23 protein-coding genes are annotated in these 19,501 nt (G+C 70.5%); 17 read left to right on the top strand and 6 right to left on the bottom strand.

The window, feature by feature from the left end; translation table 11 throughout:
* The first annotated feature begins 5 nt into the window (after positions 1-5).
* Positions 6-1,637, top strand: a complete 1,632-nt coding sequence (locus ACFWV3_RS02375) for an MFS transporter (RefSeq protein ID WP_382408138.1) — start codon at positions 6-8, stop codon at positions 1,635-1,637.
* Positions 1,619-2,110, top strand: a complete 492-nt coding sequence (locus tag ACFWV3_RS02370) for a GNAT family N-acetyltransferase (protein WP_382407325.1) — start codon at positions 1,619-1,621, stop codon at positions 2,108-2,110. The genes ACFWV3_RS02375 and ACFWV3_RS02370 overlap by 19 nt, the downstream gene beginning before the upstream one ends.
* Here the strand turns inward: ACFWV3_RS02370 and ACFWV3_RS02365 are convergent.
* Entirely contained in the window at positions 2,094-2,708 is a 615-nt protein-coding gene (locus ACFWV3_RS02365; RefSeq protein ID WP_382407323.1) for an NADPH-dependent F420 reductase, read from the bottom strand. The two genes, ACFWV3_RS02370 and ACFWV3_RS02365, sit on opposite strands and share 17 nt — an antisense overlap.
* Before the next feature lie 146 nt (positions 2,709-2,854).
* On the opposite strand from ACFWV3_RS02365, the gene ACFWV3_RS02360 reads away from it, so the two are divergent.
* The 9 genes from ACFWV3_RS02360 to ACFWV3_RS02320 all read left to right on the top strand — a co-directional run bounded on the left by ACFWV3_RS02360 (position 2,855) and on the right by ACFWV3_RS02320 (position 9,165).
* Positions 2,855-3,760, top strand: coding sequence for a LysR family transcriptional regulator (locus ACFWV3_RS02360; protein WP_382407321.1), 906 nt, complete (start codon positions 2,855-2,857; stop codon positions 3,758-3,760).
* An 11-nt stretch (positions 3,761-3,771) separates the two neighbouring features.
* Positions 3,772-4,548: an arylamine N-acetyltransferase gene (locus ACFWV3_RS02355; RefSeq protein WP_382407319.1), complete on the top strand. Its 777-nt coding sequence runs from the start codon at positions 3,772-3,774 to the stop codon at positions 4,546-4,548.
* A 38-nt stretch (positions 4,549-4,586) separates the two neighbouring features.
* Positions 4,587-5,096: a general stress protein gene (locus tag ACFWV3_RS02350; RefSeq protein ID WP_382407317.1), complete on the top strand. Its 510-nt coding sequence runs from the start codon at positions 4,587-4,589 to the stop codon at positions 5,094-5,096.
* Positions 5,093-5,323: a hypothetical protein gene (locus ACFWV3_RS02345; RefSeq protein WP_382407315.1), complete on the top strand. Its 231-nt coding sequence runs from the start codon at positions 5,093-5,095 to the stop codon at positions 5,321-5,323. The genes ACFWV3_RS02350 and ACFWV3_RS02345 overlap by 4 nt, the downstream gene beginning before the upstream one ends.
* A 67-nt stretch (positions 5,324-5,390) precedes the next feature.
* Positions 5,391-5,972: a hypothetical protein gene (locus ACFWV3_RS02340; protein WP_382407313.1), complete on the top strand. Its 582-nt coding sequence runs from the start codon at positions 5,391-5,393 to the stop codon at positions 5,970-5,972.
* Between the two features lie 61 nt (positions 5,973-6,033).
* Positions 6,034-6,789, top strand: coding sequence for a TetR/AcrR family transcriptional regulator (locus ACFWV3_RS02335; RefSeq protein WP_382407311.1), 756 nt, complete (start codon positions 6,034-6,036; stop codon positions 6,787-6,789).
* On the top strand, positions 6,786-7,622 hold the full coding sequence (locus ACFWV3_RS02330) for an SDR family oxidoreductase (RefSeq protein ID WP_382407309.1): 837 nt from the start codon (positions 6,786-6,788) through the stop codon (positions 7,620-7,622). The genes ACFWV3_RS02335 and ACFWV3_RS02330 overlap by 4 nt, the downstream gene beginning before the upstream one ends.
* Positions 7,623-7,685: 63 nt before the next feature.
* Positions 7,686-7,910 (top strand): hypothetical protein, encoded by a 225-nt coding sequence (locus ACFWV3_RS02325; protein WP_382407307.1) that lies wholly within the window; start codon positions 7,686-7,688, stop codon positions 7,908-7,910.
* Between the two features lie 7 nt (positions 7,911-7,917).
* Complete coding sequence (locus tag ACFWV3_RS02320) at positions 7,918-9,165, top strand: RNA polymerase sigma factor (RefSeq protein ID WP_382407304.1); 1,248 nt, start codon at positions 7,918-7,920, stop codon at positions 9,163-9,165.
* A 5-nt stretch (positions 9,166-9,170) separates the two neighbouring features.
* On the opposite strand, the gene ACFWV3_RS02315 is transcribed toward ACFWV3_RS02320, so the two are convergent.
* Positions 9,171-9,584: a MerR family transcriptional regulator gene (locus ACFWV3_RS02315; protein WP_382407301.1), complete on the bottom strand. Its 414-nt coding sequence runs from the start codon at positions 9,582-9,584 to the stop codon at positions 9,171-9,173.
* A gap of 109 nt (positions 9,585-9,693) precedes the next feature.
* Between ACFWV3_RS02315 and ACFWV3_RS02310 the strand changes: the two genes are divergently transcribed.
* Complete coding sequence (locus tag ACFWV3_RS02310; protein ID WP_382407299.1) at positions 9,694-10,608, top strand: NADP-dependent oxidoreductase; 915 nt, start codon at positions 9,694-9,696, stop codon at positions 10,606-10,608.
* Between the two features lie 18 nt (positions 10,609-10,626).
* Here the strand turns inward: ACFWV3_RS02310 and ACFWV3_RS02305 are convergent, their stop codons facing one another.
* Positions 10,627-11,229 carry a LysE family translocator gene (locus ACFWV3_RS02305; protein ID WP_382407297.1) on the bottom strand — a complete coding sequence of 201 codons (603 nt, stop codon included), beginning with the start codon at positions 11,227-11,229 and terminating at the stop codon, positions 10,627-10,629.
* 123 nt (positions 11,230-11,352) lie between these two features.
* Here ACFWV3_RS02305 and ACFWV3_RS02300 point away from each other — a divergent pair, with 123 nt between their 5' ends.
* Positions 11,353-11,775 carry a VOC family protein gene (locus ACFWV3_RS02300; RefSeq protein WP_382407293.1) on the top strand — a complete coding sequence of 141 codons (423 nt, stop codon included), beginning with the start codon at positions 11,353-11,355 and terminating at the stop codon, positions 11,773-11,775.
* Here the strand turns inward: ACFWV3_RS02300 and ACFWV3_RS02295 are convergent.
* Positions 11,768-12,538: a DUF6597 domain-containing transcriptional factor gene (locus ACFWV3_RS02295; protein ID WP_382407291.1), complete on the bottom strand. Its 771-nt coding sequence runs from the start codon at positions 12,536-12,538 to the stop codon at positions 11,768-11,770. The genes ACFWV3_RS02300 and ACFWV3_RS02295 overlap by 8 nt on opposite strands.
* A 98-nt stretch (positions 12,539-12,636) precedes the next feature.
* On the opposite strand from ACFWV3_RS02295, the gene ACFWV3_RS02290 reads away from it, so the two are divergent.
* The 3 genes from ACFWV3_RS02290 (at position 12,637) to ACFWV3_RS02280 (ending at position 17,142) form a co-directional block, all read left to right on the top strand.
* On the top strand, positions 12,637-13,191 hold the full coding sequence (locus tag ACFWV3_RS02290; RefSeq protein ID WP_382407289.1) for a TIGR03086 family metal-binding protein: 555 nt from the start codon (positions 12,637-12,639) through the stop codon (positions 13,189-13,191).
* A gap of 9 nt (positions 13,192-13,200) precedes the next feature.
* Positions 13,201-13,893: an aspartate/glutamate racemase family protein gene (locus tag ACFWV3_RS02285; protein WP_382407287.1), complete on the top strand. Its 693-nt coding sequence runs from the start codon at positions 13,201-13,203 to the stop codon at positions 13,891-13,893.
* 96 nt (positions 13,894-13,989) lie between these two features.
* Positions 13,990-17,142, top strand: coding sequence for a S8 family serine peptidase (locus ACFWV3_RS02280; RefSeq protein WP_382407285.1), 3,153 nt, complete (start codon positions 13,990-13,992; stop codon positions 17,140-17,142).
* 36 nt (positions 17,143-17,178) lie between these two features.
* Here the strand turns inward: ACFWV3_RS02280 and ACFWV3_RS02275 are convergent, their stop codons facing one another.
* Positions 17,179-17,499: a DUF4333 domain-containing protein gene (locus ACFWV3_RS02275; protein WP_382407283.1), complete on the bottom strand. Its 321-nt coding sequence runs from the start codon at positions 17,497-17,499 to the stop codon at positions 17,179-17,181.
* 88 nt (positions 17,500-17,587) lie between these two features.
* Positions 17,588-18,547 (bottom strand): SDR family NAD(P)-dependent oxidoreductase, encoded by a 960-nt coding sequence (locus ACFWV3_RS02270; RefSeq protein ID WP_382407281.1) that lies wholly within the window; start codon positions 18,545-18,547, stop codon positions 17,588-17,590.
* A gap of 95 nt (positions 18,548-18,642) precedes the next feature.
* Between ACFWV3_RS02270 and ACFWV3_RS02265 the strand changes: the two genes are divergently transcribed.
* Complete coding sequence (locus ACFWV3_RS02265; RefSeq protein ID WP_382407279.1) at positions 18,643-19,482, top strand: helix-turn-helix transcriptional regulator; 840 nt, start codon at positions 18,643-18,645, stop codon at positions 19,480-19,482.
* Positions 19,483-19,501 lie beyond the last annotated feature (19 nt).

The following is a 19,501-nucleotide window of genomic DNA, read 5'->3' as shown; positions in this document are numbered from 1 at the left end:
TGGGCATGCTCATCGCGACCATCAACTCCTCGATCGTGCTGATCGCGCTGCCCGACATCTTCAAGGGCATCGCGATCAACCCGCTCGACCCGGCCAACACCGGCTACCTGCTGTGGATGATCATGGGCTTCCTGGTCGTCACCGCGGTGCTGGTGGTGAGCTTCGGGCGGCTCGGCGACATGTACGGGCGCGCCCGCATGTACAACCTCGGCTTCGCGATCTTCACGGTCTCCTCGGTCATGCTCGCGGTGACCTGGTTCGACGGTGACGCCGCCGCGCTGTGGCTGATCGGCTGGCGCGTGGTGCAGGGCGTCGGCGGGGCGTTCCTGATGGCGAACTCCTCGGCGATCCTGGCCGACGCGTTCCCGGTCACCCAGCGCGGCATGGCGCTCGGCATCAACGGTGTGGCGGCGATCGCGGGCTCGTTCCTCGGGCTCGTGATCGGCGGCGTGCTGGCGCCGGTCAACTGGAACCTGATCTTCATCGTGTCCGTGCCGTTCGGCCTGTTCGGCACGGTCTGGGCCTACCTGAAGCTGCACGACACCGGCGAGCGCCGGCACGCCGAGATGGACTGGTGGGGCAACATCACGTTCGCGGTGGGCCTGATCGTGCTGCTGGTGGGCATCACCTACGGCATCCAGCCGCACGGCACCTCGCAGACCGGCTGGACCAGCCCGTTCGTGCTGACCTGCCTGATCGGCGGCGTGCTGGTGCTGGTGGCGTTCGTCGTGATCGAGCACCGCGTGCCCAACCCGCTGTTCGACCTGGAGCTGTTCCGGCTCAGGTCGTTCACCTGGGGCAACATCGCGAACTTCACCTCGGCGCTGGGCCGCGGCGGGCTGCAGTTCATCCTGATCATCTGGCTGCAGGGCATCTGGCTGCCGCTGCACGGCTACTCCTACGAGGAGACGCCGCTGTGGGCGGGCATCTACATGCTGCCGATGACCGTCGGGTTCCTGCTCGCCGCGCCCACCGCGGGCGTGCTGTCCGACCGGCTGGGCAGCCGGATGCTCGCGTTCACCGGCAACCTGATCGCCGCCGTGACGTTCGGGTTGCTGATCGCGCTGCCCGTCGACTTCCCCTACTGGGCGTTCGCGCTGATCCTGGTGTTCACCGGCATCGGGATGGGCATGTTCTCCTCGCCCAACCGCGCCGAGGTGATGAACTCGCTGCCCGCCAACGCCCGCGGCTCGGGCAGCGGCATGATGACCACGTTCCAGAACACCGCGATGGTGCTCTCGATCGGGTTCTTCTTCAGCCTGATCATCGTCGGGTTCTCCCAGTCGCTGCCCGGCGCGATGCGGACCGGGCTCGTGGAGCACGGCGTGTCACCGGCCGCCGCCTCCCAAGTCGCCGGGCTGCCCGCCGTGGCCGTGCTGTTCGCCGCGTTCCTCGGCTACAACCCGATCCAGCAGCTGCTCGGCGACCAGCTCACGACGCTCCCGCCGGACCAGGCCGCGTTCCTGACCGGGCGCGGGTTCTTCCCGAGCCTGATCTCGCAGCCGTTCTCCGAGGGGCTCGCGATCGCGTTCGGCTTCGCGATCGTGCTGTGCCTGGTGGCGGCGTTCGCGTCGCTGAAGTGCGGTAAAGCGGTGGACAGCCGCGCCACGATGCCCTCGTGGAAACAGAACGCCTGACCCTGCGCCCGATGACCGGGTCCGACGCGGACGCGCTGCGGGCCCTGCACGCCGATCCTGAGGTGATGCGCTACCTCGACCCCGCACCCGTCGAGAACTACCTCGGCGAGAGCTTCCACGCGGCGCTGGAGAAGACGACCGGTCGGTTCATCGGCTGGTTCGAGCTGAAGGGAACCCCGGACGCCGAGCTCGGATACCGGCTGCACCGCGAGTTCTGGGGACTCGGGTACGCCACCGAGGGCGGCCGGGCGCTGATCGACCGGGGATTCACCGCCGGTGGCGTGCAGCGGGTCGTCGCGACCACCATGTTCGTCAACGCGGGCTCGCGGCGCGTGATGGAGAAGTGCGGGCTGCGGCACGTCCGCACCTTCCACGTCGACTTCCCCGACCCGCTACCCGGCACGGAGCTCGGGGAAGTCGAATACGCGCTCACCAAGCAGGAATGGGAAAGCGCGATCAGCGGAGAATCGTGAGACCGAGCGCGAAATCGGTGTGCTTCACCGAGTTCGTGATGACCCCGATCATCATCAGACCCGCGTTCTCCAGCGCCCGCGCCATCGGCAGCGGCCCGGCGTCCCTCGGCCGCATGCCGAGGCTTTCGACGAACTCCGACACGCGCGCCTTGGCCTCCGCGTCGTCGCCCGCGATGAACACGTCCAGCCCGGCCGGACCGGACGCGAGCACCTGCGAGAACAGCGTGTTGAACGCCTTGACGACGTGCGCGTCCGGCGGCGCGGCCTTGGCGATCTCCTGCGCGCCGGAGCTGCCCTCGGGCGTGACGAACCCGAGCCGATCAGCGGAAACGGGGTTGGTGATGTCGATGACGACCTTGCCGCGCAGCGCGTCCCGGTACTCGCGCACGACCTCCGCCGCGCCGTCGTAGAGCACGGCGAGCACGACGATGTCGCCGGTCGGCACGGTGCCGGCGGTGGCCCCGTCCAGTGACTCGGCCAGCTTCTTCGCCTTGGCCTGGTCTCGGCCGATGAGCTCGACGGTGTTGCCGCCGGCGAGCGCCCGTCCGGCCAGGGCCCTGGCCATGTTCCCCAGACCGATGATGCTGACGCTGCTCATTCTTCTCCGCCTTCTTCCGGAATCCTGCGGCGAGTTCTTGGGTGTTCGCCGCGTGCCATTCGAGGTTTTCACCGGCGCGAACCGATGTCCAAGACCGCTTTCGGTCGTGGTGATACCTTGGAGGCATCACCGGACGGGGAGCCCCTGTGGATCTGGACCTGCGCAAACTCCGCTACTTCCGCGCCGTCGCCGAGAGGCTGCACTTCGGCCGTGCCGCCGAGGACCTGCACATCGCGCAGCCGGCGCTCAGCAGGCAGATCCGGGCGCTGGAGCACGACCTCGGCGCCGAGCTGTTCACCAGGAACCGCCACGGCGTGGCCCTCACCGACGCCGGCCGTCAGCTGCAGACCGACGCGGGCCCGCTGCTCGCCTCCGCGCACGCCGTCCGCCACCGGGTCGCGGTGGCCGCCCGCGGCAGCACGCGGCTCGCGATCGGGTTCCGCACCGGCATTCCCGTCATCCCGGCGGCCAGGGCGTTCGAGGCGCGGCACCCGGACGTGGTCGTGGACGTGCAGCGGATCGAGTGGGACGACCAGGCGTCGATGCTGCTCGACGGCCGCGTCGACGTCGGCTTCGTGCGGCTGCCGATCGACGCGACCGGCCTGCGCGTGACCCCGCTGTTCACCGAGCCGGTCCTGGCCGTGCTGCCCGCGGGGCACCGGCTGGCCGGCAAGGAGGAGGTCACCGAGTCCGACCTGGCCGGTGAGCCGCTGGTCTGGCACGCCGCACCGGACACCGCGCCCACCCGGCGCCCGCACCCCGACTCCGGCCTGCGGGCGCGGGGCGTGGAGGAGACGCTCGAACACGTCGCGGCCGGCCGGGGCATCTCGTTCCTGGCCAGGTCGGAGACGGTGTTCCACTCCCGCCCGGACATCAGCTACGTCCCCGTCCCGGAGCTCGCGCCCGTCCAGGTGGGCCTCGCGACGGCGGCCTCGCGCGTCTCGCCGCTGGTCGACGACTTCGTGGCCGCCGCGCTGGCGACGGCCGAGATCACGGCGGAATGCGGAGATCCCGCGGCTTTCGCCGCAGACCGCGGCAAAGCACAGGGGTGACGGTTTTCAGCATGTGGCAAACGGAAACAGTGGACCTCGACGCGTATTTCGCGCGCACGGGTGCGTCGGCGTCGAGTTCGTTGACGGAGTTGCACGAAGCGCACGTGCGCGCCATTCCGTTCGAGAACATCGACGTGATGCTCGGCCGTGTTCCGTCACTCGACCTCGGCGACATCCAGGACAAGATGCTCCGAAGCCGTCGGGGCGGTTATTGCTACGAGCACCAACTGCTGTTCACGGCCGTGCTGGAACGTCTCGGGTACACGGTCGCGCGGCGGATGAGCCGGGTGATGACCGGGCCGCGCACGCACATGATGTCGATCGTGGACGACCACCTCGTCGACGTCGGCTTCGGCGCCGGAATGCTGCACCCGATGCCGCTCGCCGACGGCGTGGTCGTGGACCAGGCGGGCTGGCCGCACCGGCTGCGCCGCGAAGGACGCCGCTGGGTGCTGGAGAAGCAGTCCGCGGACGGCTGGGACCTCCGGCACGCGTTCGAGCCCGACGTCGACCAGCTGCCCGTCGACTACCAGGCGGCCAACCACTACGTCGCCACGCACGCGCGGTCGCCGTTCAGCCGGCAGCTCGTCGTCATGCGTCTGGAGCCGGGACTGAGCCGCCGTCTGGTGGGCTCGCGGCTCACCGTCGAGCACGCCGGTGCCGAACCTGAGAATTCTCAGGTGGACGACCTCGCGAAAACCCTGGAATCGCTGGACATCGCACTTACCGAGAGGGAGCTGAGTCACATCAGCTCGACTCCGGGAACAACCGAAGGGGCGAATTCGTAATACCGGGTGTAGGGGATCGCATTTCGGAGGTGTTGGACATGACCACCGCGACTCCGTTCGCCACCGGAGCCAATTCCACTGGCGTCAACGCACTGCCCACCCCGCCCTCGGGCTGGCCGATCGGTTCGTACGCGACCTACGAGGAAGCGCAGCGAGCGGTCGACCACCTGGCGGACAACGACTTCCCGGTCGCCGACGTCACCATCGTCGGCATCGAGCCGATGATCGTCGAACGCGTCACGGGCCGCCTGACCTGGGGCCGCGTCCTCGGCGCCGGTGCCGCGTCGGGTGCCTGGTTCGGTCTGTTCGTCGGCCTGCTGCTGGGCCTGTTCTCGACCGGCGGCGCGCTCGCCCCGATCGTCACGGGCCTGGTCGTCGGTACGGTGTTCGGCCTGGCCAGCGCCGCGGCCCGCTACGGCGCCACCCGCGGCCGCCGCGACTTCGCCTCGACCACGCAGCTCGTGGCCGGCCGCTACGACGTGCTGAGCCACCCGCGCAGCGCCGAGCGCGGCAAGGAGATGCTGACCGCGCTGGCCTGGCGGTCATGAGCACCCCGCTGACGGTCGACGAGCTGCGCGCCGCGCTCGAGGAGATCCGCGCGACGAGCGCCCGGCTCTCCGCCGAGGCCTCCGCGCTGGCCTCGCGGGCCGACACGGACCTGGGCCGCGACGTGGCCGAGGTCGTGAAGGATCTGCGGGCCGCCGCCCGCCAGCTCCGGGTCACGCAGCTGCTGCTGGAACCGGCCCGCATGGACCTGGCAGCCCTGGCAGCCTGACACCTCGCTCCCACCACAGGAAACGCCGTCCCGAACACGGGGCGGCGTTTCCGCTTTACTGGCGTCCATGTCGATCGAGGGGGAAGTGGCGTCCTCGCGCGCCCGGCTGACGAAGGTGGTCACCGGTGCGGTCGCGGCGGCGCTGGTCGCGTGGTTCGTGGCGCCGCAGGTGCTGGACTGGTCGGGCCCGTGGGTGCCGTCGGCCGTCGAGGTGGCCGGCCTACTGCCGGTACTCCTCGCGCTCGTGTGGGGCATCGGGTCTGCGGTGCGGGGGCGGTTCCGCGTACTCCTGCTGGTGCCCGCGGTGGCGATCGCCGCCGCGGTCGCGGTGGGCGTGGTCCTGATCGCGCAGTACGAGGCCAAGCCGGGTGACGAAGGTGTGCTCCCGGGGCCGGTCGGGGTGCGGGTCGTCGAGGGCGCCGGGTACTGCGGCTCGCACAGCTGCTCCCGTGACCTGGAGGCGACCGGGGACCGCGCGGCCGACGTGATGCGCGCCCACCTCGCGTCTCGCGGGTACACGCCGAAGGCATCGCTCGACGACAGCGAGCGGATGTGCCGGCGGACCGGCCTCGTCGTGACCCACGAAGCGTGCGCAGAGCTGCACAAAGCCACACCCTCCAGTGTCGAGGTCGTCTGGTACGTCAACTGAGCCCATTTCCGTAGGTCGTACGGTATTGTTTCCGTATGGCCTACGGAAATGAGGTGGGCGGATGGCCGCCGAACGCAGCGGCGGGGGAGACCCGGTCCGCACGCTCGCGCTGCTCTGGCGCACGCCGCCGGAGCCGAAACCGGTCGGCAGGAAGCCGAAGGTGAGCGTCGACCAGATCGTCGGCGCCGCGATCGCGGTCGCGGACCGCGAGGGGCTCGGCGCGATGTCGATGGCCCGCGTCGCGCAGGAGCTCGGCGTCGGCACCATGTCGCTCTACACGCACGTGCCCGGCAAGGCCGAGCTGATCGACCTCATGGCCGACGCGGTGCTGCAGGAACGCGACCTCACGCCCAGCGGCGGGTGGCGGGAGCGCGTCACGCACTACGCCGACCGCACGCGGGCGGTCTACCAGGCGCACCCGTGGATGCGGGACGTGTCGATGGTCCGGCCGCCGCTCGGGCCCGGCCTGATGGACGGCCAGGAGTTCGTGCTGGCCGCGCTCGCCGACTCCGGGCTGGAACCGAAGCAGGTCACCGTCGCGCACGTCGCGGTCGAGGGGTTCGTGCATGGCGCGGCGGCGTCCGAGGTGGACGACCAGCAGCTGGCCGCGAAGACCGGGGAGTCCGGCGACTCGTGGTGGAACGCGCGGCAGGTGTTCTGGGACGACTACTTCGACGTCGAGCGCTACCCCGCGATGACCGCGCTGTGGAACGCCGGCGCCTACGAGACCGACGGCACGCTCGCGGACACCATGCGCACCTCGTTCGACTACGGGCTCGCGAAGCTGCTGGACGGGATCGAAGGGGGCATGCGATGACGGTCCTGGTAACGGGCGCGACGGGCAACGTCGGCCGCCTGGTGGCCGCCGGTCTGACGGGCCCCGTACGGGCGATGACCCGCGACCCCGGCAAGACTCGTTTCCCGAGCCGCGTCGAGGTCGTCCGGGGCGACCTCGACGACCCCGCCAGCATCCCGTTCGACGGCGTCGAGAAGCTCTACCTGTTCGCCCATCCGCGGACGGCCGAGGAGGTCGTCGACCGAGCGGTGCGGGCCGGCGTGCGCAGGATCGTGACGTTGTCCAGCGGCGCGGTGACCCACGGCTACGACCAGAGCCACCACCTGCCGGTCGAACGGGCCGTCGAGGCGTCCGGCGCCGAGTGGACGCACCTGCGGCCGGGCGAGTTCGCGGCCAACAAGATCGATCTGTGGGGCCCGTCGATCCGCGAGGACGGCACGATCGTGCACCCGTGGCCGGACGCGGTCGGACAGCCGATCCACGAGGCCGACATCGCCGACGTCGCGGTCAGGGTCCTCGAGGAGGACGGGCACACGGGCCGTGCCTACGACCTCACCGGCCCCGCGCCGATCACGCAGCGGGACATGGCACGGGCGATCGGCGAGGCGATCGGGCGTCAACCGACGTTCCGCGACGTCACGGCCGAGGAGACGCTCGCCTACTACGTCAGTGTCGGCTGGCCCGAGGAGATCGCCCGCTACGTCCTGGGCCTCGCCGGGTACGAGGGCGGCGACCCCGACGACTTCAGCGGCTACGAGTACACCGTGTCCCCGGTGTACGAGGAGCTGACGGGCAGGCCGTACCGGACGTTCGCCCGGTGGGCGCGCGACCACGCGGCCGACTTCCGCTCCTGAACCCACGTCGATCCGGCACCTCCCCGTTCGACGTCCCGATGAGGGCGCGAGCGAGGAGGTCCGGTGCGGTTCATGGTGTTCGTCAAGGGGACGGTGGCGGCGCGGCACGGGATCTCGTTGCTGCGCGCGGGTGTCCTGCTCGACGCGGGCGACCTCGTGCCCGGTGCGTTCGGGGTGTCGGCGTACTGGCTGATCGACGTGCGCGACCACGAGGAGGCGGTGGAACGGATCCGGCGCATCCCCCTTCCGGCGTGCGTCGTGGAAATACGTCAGGTGGCTGTGGTCTGATGCCCCCATGGGGGCTACCTCGGTGCACCGCACCATCGACGCGGTCTGGCGGATGGAGTCGGCGAAGGTCATCGCCGCACTCGCCCGGTACACGCGCGACGTCGGGCTCGCCGAGGAGATGGCCCAGGACGCGCTGGTCGCGGCACTGGAGCAGTGGCCGGCCGAGGGCGTGCCCCGCAACCCCGGCGCCTGGCTGATGACGACCGCCAAGCGGCGGTCGGTCGACCAGATCCGGCGCCGCGAGAACTTCAACCGCAAGGTCGAGGAGATCGGCCGCGAGGTCCAGGAGGCCACCCCGGACGCGAGCGAGGGCATCGAGGACGAGATCGGCGACGACCTGCTGAGCCTCATCTTCACCGCCTGCCACCCCGTGCTCGGCACCGAGGCCCGCGTCGCGCTGACGCTGAAGATGCTTGGCGGCCTCAAGACTGAGGAGATCGCCCGCGCGTTCCTGGTCAGCGACTCGACGGTCGCCCAGCGCATCGTGCGCGCCAAGAAGGCCCTCGCCGACGCCGGCGTCCCGTTCGAGGTCCCGGAAGGTCCCGACCTCGCGCCCCGCCTCGCCTCGGTGCTCGAGGTGCTCTACCTGATCTTCAACGAGGGCTACTCCGCCACCCAGGGCGACGACTGGATGCGTCCTGAGCTTTGCGCGGAGGCCCTGCGCCTGGGCCGCGTGCTCGCCGAGCTCGCGCCGAAGGAGGCCGAGGTCCACGGCCTGGTGGCGCTGATGGAGATCCAGGCCTCCCGCGCCAAAGCCCGCACCGGTCCCGGCGGCCAGCCCGTGCTGCTGCTGGAGCAGGACCGCGGCAAGTGGGACTGGCTGCTCATCGGCCGCGGCCTCAAGGCGCTGGAACGCGCCGAGGCACTGAACCAGCCGCCCGGCCCGTACTACGTGCAGGCCGCCCTCGCCGCGTGCCACGGCCGTGCGCGCAGGGCCGAGGACACCGACTGGCAGCAGATCGCCGCGCTGTACCAGGTGCTGGCGCGGATCTCGCCGTCGCCGATCGTGGAGCTCAACCGCGCGGTGGCGTTGTCGATGGCGTTCGGCCCGGCGGCCGGGCTGGCGCTGGTCGACGAGATCGCGGACGACAAGGCGTTGCGGGGGTACCACCTGCTGCCGAGCGTGCGCGGGGATTTCCTGGCGAAGCTGGGCAGGGCGGAGGAAGCGAAAGCGGAGTTCGAGAAAGCCGCCTCGCTCACCCGCAACGAAGCCGAGAAAGCACTGCTGCTCGAACGCGCCGCCGCCTGCGGCTGACGAATTCAGGCCGGAACGTTCTTCATCCTCGTCGGCGCTTTCCCGTCAGCGGAAAGCGAGGGCGGGCACACGTGCGTGGTCGGGTTCTCGACCAGGTCGATGAGAACGTCGAGCCGGTTCGCGGCGTCGCGCAGTGCGGCCATCCTCACCTCCAGCTGTGCGCGTTCGTCGGTCAACGCGTTCAGCAACCCGTCTTCCGCGCGCTGGTTCTCCACGGAGGTCAGGATGGACGAGACCAGGTCGCTGCCGAGCCCGGCGCCGTAGAGCTCCCGGATGACGGTGACGCGGTCCAGAGCAGCGGCGTCGTAGATGCGTTGACCGCTGGTCGTGCGGGTCGAGCGGAGCAGGCCCATCTCCTCGTAGTAACGCAGAGCCCGAGGCGTGACCCCGGCTTTCTCGGCCAGCTCACCGATGCGCATCCCACCCGCTCCTCTCGTGAGGGCGGTCACATTCACCGACCTCTCACGTCGACGTCAGGTCCTAGTTTACGGGGTGCCCGTTCCCGATTTCCTTGATGAGGATGACCTCTTGAGCACCACGATTTATTTCGACGAATACGGAGACTCGTCCGTTCTCGAAGCGCGCGAAGAAGAATTGCCGCCGTTGAACGCGGGCGAGGTGCGCGTCTCCCAGCGCGCGATCTCCGTGAACCCCGCGGACTGGAAGATCGTCGCCGGGTACGCCCGCGACTTCCTGCCCCTCCCGCTGCCGGCGGTGCCCGGCAACGAGAGCGCCGGCGTGGTCACCGAGGTGGCGCCGGACGTCACCGGGTTCGCGGTCGGCGACGAGGTCATCCGCACCGGGATCGGCGGCAGCTACCGGGCCGAGGCGACCTTCCCCGCGACCGAGCTGGTGCCCAAGCCCGCGGACGTCGACTTCGAGCAGGCGGCGGGACTGCCGGTCGCCGCCGGGTCCGCGTACGCCGGGCTGGAGATGCTCGAGCTGGAACCCGGCCAGACCCTCCTCGTGCACGGCGCCGCGGGCGGGGTCGGCATCGCGGTCACGCAGATCGCGCTCCACCTGGGCCTGCGGGTGATCGGCACCGCCTCGCCCCGCAACCACGAGTTCCTCCGGAGCCTCGGCGCCACGCCGGTCGCGTACGGACCGGGGCTCGTCGACGAGGTCACGGCGCTGGGCGGCGTGGACGGCGTCTTCGACACCCACGGCGGTGCCGACTGCGTCGCCGCGACCCTGGCGTTGCTCTCCGACCTGACGCGGGCCACGACGGTCGCCGAGGACCAGCACTCGGCGGAGGCCGGCATCGCCCCCGTGGGCGCGCCGATGGACAGCGTCGCCAGGATCGTCGCGGCGGTGGCGGAGCTGGCGGCTCGGGGCGTGCTCCGCTTCCCGGTCCAAGAGCGCATCCCGCTCGCCGAGGCCGCCCGCGCGTTCGAGCTCAGCCGCGCGGGACACGTCCGGGGCAAGCTGATCCTCGTGCCGTGACCCGGAAGAGGGCTGGTCTCAGGTGAGGGCGAGCTTCACGCCCAGGGCGGCGAACGAGGCCGCGAAGAACCGCCGCAGCCACACCGTCACGCGCGGCCGGGCCAGCACCCGGTCGCGCATGGCCGCCGCGAAGACCCCGTACACCGCGAAGCCCGCGAACGTCACCGCCATGAACACCAGGCTGAGCGTCAGCATCTGCCCGAACCCGGTGGCGAACTGCGGCAGGAACGCCACGAAGAAGATCGTCAGCTTCGGGTTCAGCAGGTTGATCAGCACCGCCGACACGACGATCTTCCGCGCGGACGTGGGCGCCACCGCGGCCTCTGCAGCGGTCTCCACGACGAGCTCGCTCTTGTCCCGCAACGTCGCCCACGCCAGGTGGACCAGGTACGCGACACCGAGGTACTTCACGACCTCGAACGCCACCGCGCTCGCGTGCAGCAACGCCGCCAGCCCCGTCACGGTCGCGAGCACGTGCGGCACGATCCCGAGCGTGCAGCCGAACGCGGCGATCACGCTCGCCTTGCGTCCGTGCGCGAGACCGGCGGACAGCGTGTACAGCACACCGGTGCCGGGGGTGGCGACCGCGATCACCGTCGTGACCAGGAAAGCGAGGCTCATGCCGTGCACTCTGCCGCGAAAGCGGTCCAGTCAGGAGAGCCACAATCCGCTCACGAAGTTGGACCACTTCGCGTGTCGAGAACCCGGCGCGGGCTCCGTCCCAGGGGCATGAGCATCCAGAGCATGCACCACGTGGGTATGACCGTCACCGACCTCGCGGCCGCCGTCGCCTACTTCGAGGCGCTCGGCATGGAGCTGGAGGGCAAGGCGCACATGGAGGGCGAGTTCGTCGACGGCGTCATCGGCCTCGAAGGCTCACGCAGCGAGATCGCCATGCTGCACACCCCGGACGGCCGCTACCGGATCGAGTTCAGCGAGTTCGCGGCCCCGGACGCGATCGACGGCAGCGCGTCCGCCCCGATCAACGCCCTGGGGCTGCGGCACATCGCGTTCGTCGTGGACGACCTCGACGACACCCTCGCCCGGCTGCAGCCGCACGGCGCCGAGCTGGTCGGGAACGTCGAGCGGTACCAGGACGTCCTGAGGACCTGTTACGTCCGCGGCCCGGAGGGGATCATCGTCGAGCTGTCCGAGTACCTCAGGTGAGCGCGCGGGCGTAGGCCGCGGGGGAGACGCCGACGGTCTGGGTGAAGTCCCGCACGAGGTGGGCCTGGTCGCTGTAGCCGAGGTCGGCGGCCAGCCGTGACCACTCGACCTCCGACTCGGCGCGCTCCAGCGCCTCGTGGATGCGGTAGCGCAGGATCACCCACTTCGGGCTCACCCCGACGTAGTCCGCGAACAGCCGTTGCAGGGTCCGCACCGCCACGCCCGAGGACCTTGCGAAGTCCGCGACCCGCCGGATCTCCCGGTCGTCGCGGATCCGCTGGACCAGGTCCATCGCGAGCGTCGCCTGCGGGTCGGCCACGGGTCCCAGGCCCAGCAGGAACGAGTCCAGCGCCGCCACCCGCTCGTCCTCGTCCTCGACGTCGAGGACCAGACCCGCGTCCACGGGCAGCCGCACGTGCCGGCCGGTCCACGACGACACCGGCTCGGCGCGGAACGGCCGGAACCCGCCGGGCCGGAACTGCACGCCCGCCACCCGGATCCGCCCGTCGAGCACCCGGCTGAACAGCCCGAGCCCGACGCCCGCGATCTCCGGCTGCGCGTACCCGCGTTCGAACACGACGTTCACGGACGGGTGCGGCACCACGTACGACGTGTACGGCTCGTCCAGCTGACCGTCGATCAACCAGTAGTGCTCCAGGTAGGGCCGCAGCTCCGGGCACGGCAGGCGGCGCCGGAACCGCACGCGGGCGAACAGCTCACGCGCGTCCACGATCCCCCGAGTGTCCCGGCGCGGCCCCTGCACGTCGCAGATCCTAGGTGCGCGGCCTCCGCCAGGTGCCCGCCGCGAGGTTGGCGCGTTTCTTCAAGAGCGCCGGACCGCCCGAAAATAAGCTCGGGGACATGAAGCTCAGCGTTCTGCTCGACCGCGCCCGCGACCACGCGTTGCCCGTCATCGCCGGCATCGGCGACGACGACCTGACCAGGCCCACCCCGTGCGCCGACTACGACGTCCGCGCCCTGCTCGACCACCTGCTGCACGTCGTCGTCGAGTTCCAGAAGCTCGCCGTCAAGCAGGACGCCGACTTCAGCCACACCCCGTCCTACCCGGACTGGCGCGCGCGGTACCCGGCCGAGACGGCGAAGCTCGTCGAGGCGTGGGGACAGCCCGGCGCGGACGAGGGCATCGCGGGCAACATGAACATGCCCGCGCAGGTCGTCGGCGGCCTCGCCCTGCTCGACCTCACCATCCACGCCTCCGACCTCGCGAAGGCGACCGGCCAGCGCTTCGACCCCGACCCCGAGGTGTTCGCCGAGGTCGAGGCCCTGGTGAAGCAGATGGGGCCGATGGCGATCGAGATGAACGTCTTCAAGGAACCCGTCGCGGCCCCGGCCGACGCCTCGCCGTTCGAGCAGCTGCTCGCCACCACCGGCCGCGACCCGCGCTGGAGTGCTTGACTGGGTCCCATGCAGACGATCGGAATGCTCGGCGGGATGAGCTGGGAGAGCAGTGCGGAGTACTACCGGCTGGCGAACGTGCTGGTGCGGGAACGGGTGGGTGGCCTGCACTCGGCCAAGGTCGTGCTGCACTCCGTGGACTTCGCCGAGATCGAGCGGATGCAGGTCGAGGGCCGCTGGGACGACGCCGGCAAGGTGCTCGCGGAGGCGGCCGCGGGTGTGCAGGCCGCCGGTGCGGACTTCCTGCTGATCTGCACCAACACCATGCACAAGGTCTACGACCAGGTGCAGGCCGCCGTCGACATCCCGGTCCTCCACCTCGCCGACACCACCGCCGCCGCGATCACGGCGGCGGGCCTCACCACGGTCGGGCTGCTCGGCACCGGCTTCACGATGGACCAGCCCTTCTACCGCGAACGCCTCGAATCACACGGCTTGACGGTGCTGGTGCCTTCGGAGGACGACCGCGCGACCGTGCACCGGATCATCTACGACGAGCTGTGCCTCGGCATCGTCCGCGACGAGTCCCGCCGCGCCTACCAAGACGTCATCGCGCGGTTCGACGGCGCGCAGGGCGTGATCCTCGGCTGCACCGAGATCGAGCTGCTGATCAGCCAGGACGACGTCCCGCTGCCGGTGTTCCCGACGACCCGGCTGCACGTCGAAGCCGCCGTCGAGAGGGCGATTCAGACAAATCTGTGAACAACTCATGTGATCCACGCCGCAACGCGACAACTCTGCGAAGTGTCTTAGTCACCGAGGGCTATTCCTCACCACGGTGAACCAGGGGAGCTCGCGTTGAAACGATCGCATCTCGCCGCAGGACTCACGGCTGTCGTGGTTGCCGCCACGGCAGCCGTTCCCGTTTCGGCGGCACCACCGCCAGACCCGGTCAGAGCCGACGGGCTGACGACGAAGGTCACGCTCATCACCGGCGACGAGGTCACCGTCGTCGACGGCCGGGTCAGGACCAGAGGGGCGCAGGGCAGGGAGAAGATCGGTTTCCGGTCGTTCAAGGACACGCGGGGCGACCTGCACGTCGTCCCGCTCGACGCCCAGGCGCGGATCAACTCCGGTGAGCTCGACGAGCGCCTGTTCGACGTCTCGCTGCTGGCCAGGTCCGGCTACGACGACGCCTCCAGCAGGACGACCCCGCTGATCGTGCAGGGGCAGGGGATCAGCGCGGCGAACGCCGAGTCGTTGCCGAGCATCGGCGCGCACGCGGTGAAGGTCGACAAGAACGGCCAGTTCTGGGCCGGTGCTCGGGCGGCGGGCACCGGCAGGATCTGGCTCGACGGCAGGGTGACCGCGTCGCTGGACCGCAGCGCCGCGCAGGTCGGCGCGCCCAGGGCGTGGGCCAAGGGCTTCACCGGCAAGGACGTCACGGTCGCGATCCTCGACACCGGCGTCGACGAGTCGCACCCGGACCTCGCGGGCGCGGTCGTCGAGTCGAAGAACTTCAGCGACAGCCCGTCGACCGACGACTTCTTCGGCCACGGCACGCACGTCGCGTCGATCGTCACCGGTGACGGCAAGTACAAGGGCATCGCGCCCGACGCGAAGCTCGTCAACGGCAAGGTGCTCGGCGACTTCGGCGGCGGCAGCGAGAGCGACATCATCGCCGGCATGGAGTGGGCCGCCACCAAGGCCAAGGTCGTCAACATGAGCCTCGGCAGCTCGTGGCCCGACGAGGGCACCGACCCGATGTCGCTCGCGCTCAACCGCATCACCGAGCAGACCGGCGCGCTGTTCGTGGTCGCCGCCGGCAACTCGGGCGGCCCGATCGGCTCACCGGGAGCCGCCGACGCCGCCCTCACCGTCGGGGCCGTGAACCGCGACGACACGCTCGCCGAGTTCTCCTCGCGCGGCCCGCGCTGGACGAACAACGCCGTCAAGCCCGACATCACCGCGCCGGGCGTCGACATCGTGGCCGCGAAGGCGAAGAACGGCGTCATCGGCACCCCGGTCGACGAGGGCCACGTCGCGATCTCCGGCACGTCGATGGCCACCCCGCACGTGGCGGGAGCAGCGGCGATCGTGGCCGCGCAGCACCCGGCGTGGAAGGCGGAGGACATCAAGGCCGCGCTGATGAACAGCGCGAAGCCGAACCCGTCGCTGACCGTCTACGAGCAGGGCGCCGGACGTCTCGACGTCGACCGCGCGGTCTCCGGGCCGCTCACCACGGACCACGGCAGCTTCTCGCTGGGCACCGCGCAGTGGCCGCACGACGACGACAAGCCCATCACGCAGAAGCTCACCTACCGCAACACCGGCACGTCCGACGTGACCGTCGACCTCAGCGTCGGCGAGGTGAAGCCCGCGGCGACCGGCCTGTTCAGCGTCTCACCCGCGAAGCTCACCATCCCCGCCGGTGGCACCGCCGACGCCACCGTCACGGCGGACACCCGCGCGTCGGTGCCGGACGGCCTCTACGGCGCCGCGGTGCTGGCGTCCGACGGCACCCGCGTGGCGATCGGCGTGGTGAAGGAGGTCGAGAGCTACGACGTGAAGCTGACGTTCCTCGACCACAACGGCCAGCCGGCGGAGTACTACGACTACCGGTTCGTGAACATCGACGAACGCCAGGCCTACTTCCGCTACGACCCGTCCGGCACGCTCGTGCAGCGCCTGCCCAAGGGCCGGTTCTTCCTCGACGGCACGATCAGCACCCGCAACCCGGACCCGACGCAGAACAGCCCGATCACCACGCTGACCGAGCCCGCGCTGGAGATCAACAGGCCCACGGAGATCGTGTTCGACGCCCGCCAGGGCGTCCGGCCGTCCATCGCGGTCGACCGGCAGGAAGCGAAGCCGGCCCGCGCCGGGCTCGGGTTCCTCATGCAGGCCACCTGGGGCGAGACCGGCGGCACCTGGTCGCTCTACAGCTTCGACTCGATCCTGGTCCGCCCGTCGAAGACGTCGTGGCCGAAGTTCGACTTCTACGCCGAGGCCGTGCTGGCCAAACCGGACGCGCAGGGCACCTTCGGCGGCAGCCCGTACCAGTACCACGTGCGGGTCAGCGAGAAGACCCGCGTGCCGGCGAACCTCCAGCGCTCGGTGAAGGACCGCGACCTGGCCCGCGTCGACTCGGTCACGCACGCCCGCGTACCGGGCTCGGTCGGCCAGCGCGACGACGGCGCCTCCGGCACGCTGCCGTTGCGGCTCAAGGAGTACTACACGCCCGGCGTCGAGTGGTCCGGTTCGCTGCTGGAGTTCACGAAGCTCGGCGAGTACCCGCTGCTGGGCTACCAGTTCTCGGCCGTGCCGCGCGTGTTCCAGCTCGGCCGCACCGTCACCGAGCACTGGAACAGCGCCGTCTACGGTCCCGGCGTGCCCAACGACCCGCGCTACGTGCGCTACGCGGGCCGCGCCGGCGACCTGCTGCGCCTGGACATGCCGATGTTCAGCTCGCAGGGCATGAACGGCACCAGCGCGCACACCGGCCGCACCACCGTGACGCTCGACGGCAAGGTCATCTCCGACGAGCCGTACTCGGGCTACGCCGCAATCCAGAACGTGCCGGCGGAGAAGAAGCGCTACCAGGCGCACACCGAGGCGACCCGCGACTCGCTGTCGTCGCGCATCACGGCCGACTGGTCGTTCACCTCGGAGCACGTGACGGGCGACGCCTACCAGCCGATCCCGCTGCTGGCCGTCCGGTTCGCACCGCAGCTCGACACGTCCAACCGCGCCGGCCGCGTGCAGACCGTGCCGATCACGGTGGAGCGCAACGGAACGGGCACCGTCACGAACATCAAGGACCCGGCGGTGCAGGTGTCCTACGACGAGGGCAAGACGTGGAAGCCGGTGCCGCTGCGCAAGACCCGTTCGGGCTGGGCGGTCACGTTGGTCCACCCGCACTGGGCGAAGAACGTGTCGTTCAAGGCGCGGGCGGCGGACTCGGGTGGTGAGGTGCAGCAGACCATCATCCGCGCGTACGACCTGAAGTGATCCGGGTGAGGGGCCGGTCTCCTGCCGGCCCCTCACTCACTCCGGCTGCCCGACCTCGTACTCGCCGTCCACCGACTTGACCATGATCTTGACGGACTTCGTCCGGCCGCCGACTCCGACTGTGCAGAAGAACGAGGACCCTGGATCGACAGCCTGACCAAGTGGGCACGACGCGAGACCGACGTCTGAGATCTTGTACTCGTCGCGCAGGACTTGGACCACATCACGTTCGACGGCAGCCGCAACGAACACCCTGTGTGCCTCTGGCGCCTGCGGTGTCGCCGTAACGGTGACCGTGGTGGTTACGCCGATTCCGGAGATCGAGACCGTGCAGGCGGTCGTGAGGACGCCGGGCACCAGTCCGAGGCCGATCAGCACGTGGCGGGAACGCATGACGACCAGATCGCAGTCGTCGAAATTCTCGTTACCCCGAGCGGCTCCTCACTCACCGCAGCGCCGCGGGCTCCTCGTCGACCGTCAGCCCCACGAGCACCTTCGAGTCCTCCCACAGTTTCCCGGCCAGCGCCTCCTCGTACGACAGCCGGCTCGACCGCCGTTCCGCCAGCACCCCCTCCTTGGCCTGGAAGTACTTTCCGGACGCGTACCCGGCGTCCACCGCCAGCGCCGCCAGCGACGCACCGGAGAAGCCCACCTCCGACGTCGTGACACCGATCCGCCTCATGACCCACCTCAGCGCGCCGCTGCCCATCAGCCGCCGCACCGGTGCGGGCATGCCGCGCATGAACTCGGTGTCCGCAACCGAACCGGGGTCGTAGGCGATCGACGACACCGCACTACCCGCTTTGCGCAGCCTGCGGTGCAGCTCGTAGGCGCACATGACAGTGCACAGCTTCGAGGTGGTGTAGCGCTTCTCGGACGACACCGGCTTCGCGCCGTTCTTGCCCGTGGAGGCGAGGGCGATGGCGTCCGGGTGCACGACGGCGCCCACCAGCTTGCCGTCCAGGGTGTCCGGGTCGTGGGTGCCGCTGGCGGTGTAAACGATTCTGCCCTTCTCGGACAGCGCTGGGAGCAGCAGTTCCACCAGCAGGAAGTGGCCGAGGCAGTTGGCCGCGAACGTCATCTCGTGGCCGTCGGCGCTGTAGGTGACGTCACCGCCGAGGCGGCCGCCCGCGTTGCACAGGATCGCGTCGAGCGGGGAGACCTCGCCCGAGTCGAGCAGCGTGCGCAGTCGCGCGGCGGCCTCGCGGACCGAGACGAGCGATGCCAGGTCGAGCGCCAGGGGCGTCACGGACACGCCGTGCTCGGACCTCAGCGCGGCGGCCACCTCGGCCATGCGGTCGGGGCTGCGACCGGCCAGCACCAGGTCGAAGCCCCGTGCGGCGAGTGCCCGGGAGGCGGCGAGACCGATGCCGGAGTGGCCACCGGTGATCAGGATCGAAGTCACGTCATTTCCTTCTGGACTGGCGGGATGCGTCCATGATCTTGCGAGGGCCGCGCGCCAGCCAGGGACAGCCTGGTCCCGGCTGGTGTACTGGTGCCGTGATCGACCGACCCGGCCTCGCGGACTTCCTGCGCCGCCGCCGTGAGCTGCTGCGCCCGGACGACATCGGCCGGGGCGTGCGGCGGACCCCCGGTCTGCGGCGCGACGAGGTGGCCGAGCTGGCCAGCATCTCCGCCGACTACTACGCCCGCCTGGAGCAGTCACGCGGCGCCAACCCGTCCGAGCCCATCGTCGCGGCACTGGCCGTCGCCTTGCGGTGCGACCTCGACGAACGCGACCACCTGTACCACCTGGCGGGGTTCACGCCGCCGCCCCGGATGTCCGGCGGACGGGTGCGGCCCGGCGTGATGATGCTGCTCGACCACCTCCAGGACGTTCCGGCCTGCGTCGTCTCCGACCTGAGCGAGACCCTGTGGCAAAACGCGCTGGCCGACCTGGCGTTCGGACCGCTGCCGGACAGCGGGGCCGGGCGTGCGCGCAACTTCCTGTGGCGGTGGTTCACCGACCCGGACCTGCGCGCCTGGTTCCCGCGGGAGGACTGGCCGCGGCAGTCGCTCTCCCACGTCCTCGAGATGCGGGCGGCCCACGCGCGCCGCGGCGGCGACCCCGACGTGACCGGCCTGGTCCGCGACCTGCTGGCGGTCAGCGAGGAGTTCCGCGCCCTGTGGGAACGCCACGAGGTCGCCGTGCGCCTGCACGACCGCAAGAGGGTCGTCCACCCGCAGGTCGGCGTCCTGCACCTGACCTGCGAGGTCCTGCTGTCGCCCGAGCAGGACACCAAGGTCCTGGTGTTCTTCCCGACCGAGGGCACCGACGCGCGGGAGAAGCTCGACCGGTTGCAGCGGAGCGGCGTGCGGGACGTCCAGATGATGCGGTGAGCGGCCGGGGCGCGAGCAC

This window comes from Lentzea sp. NPDC059081 (assembly GCF_042738015.1).
Classification (GTDB): domain Bacteria; phylum Actinomycetota; class Actinomycetes; order Mycobacteriales; family Pseudonocardiaceae; genus Lentzea.
Note: the sequence above shows the minus strand (reverse complement) of the source record. Positions and strands in the feature narration are given on the sequence as shown.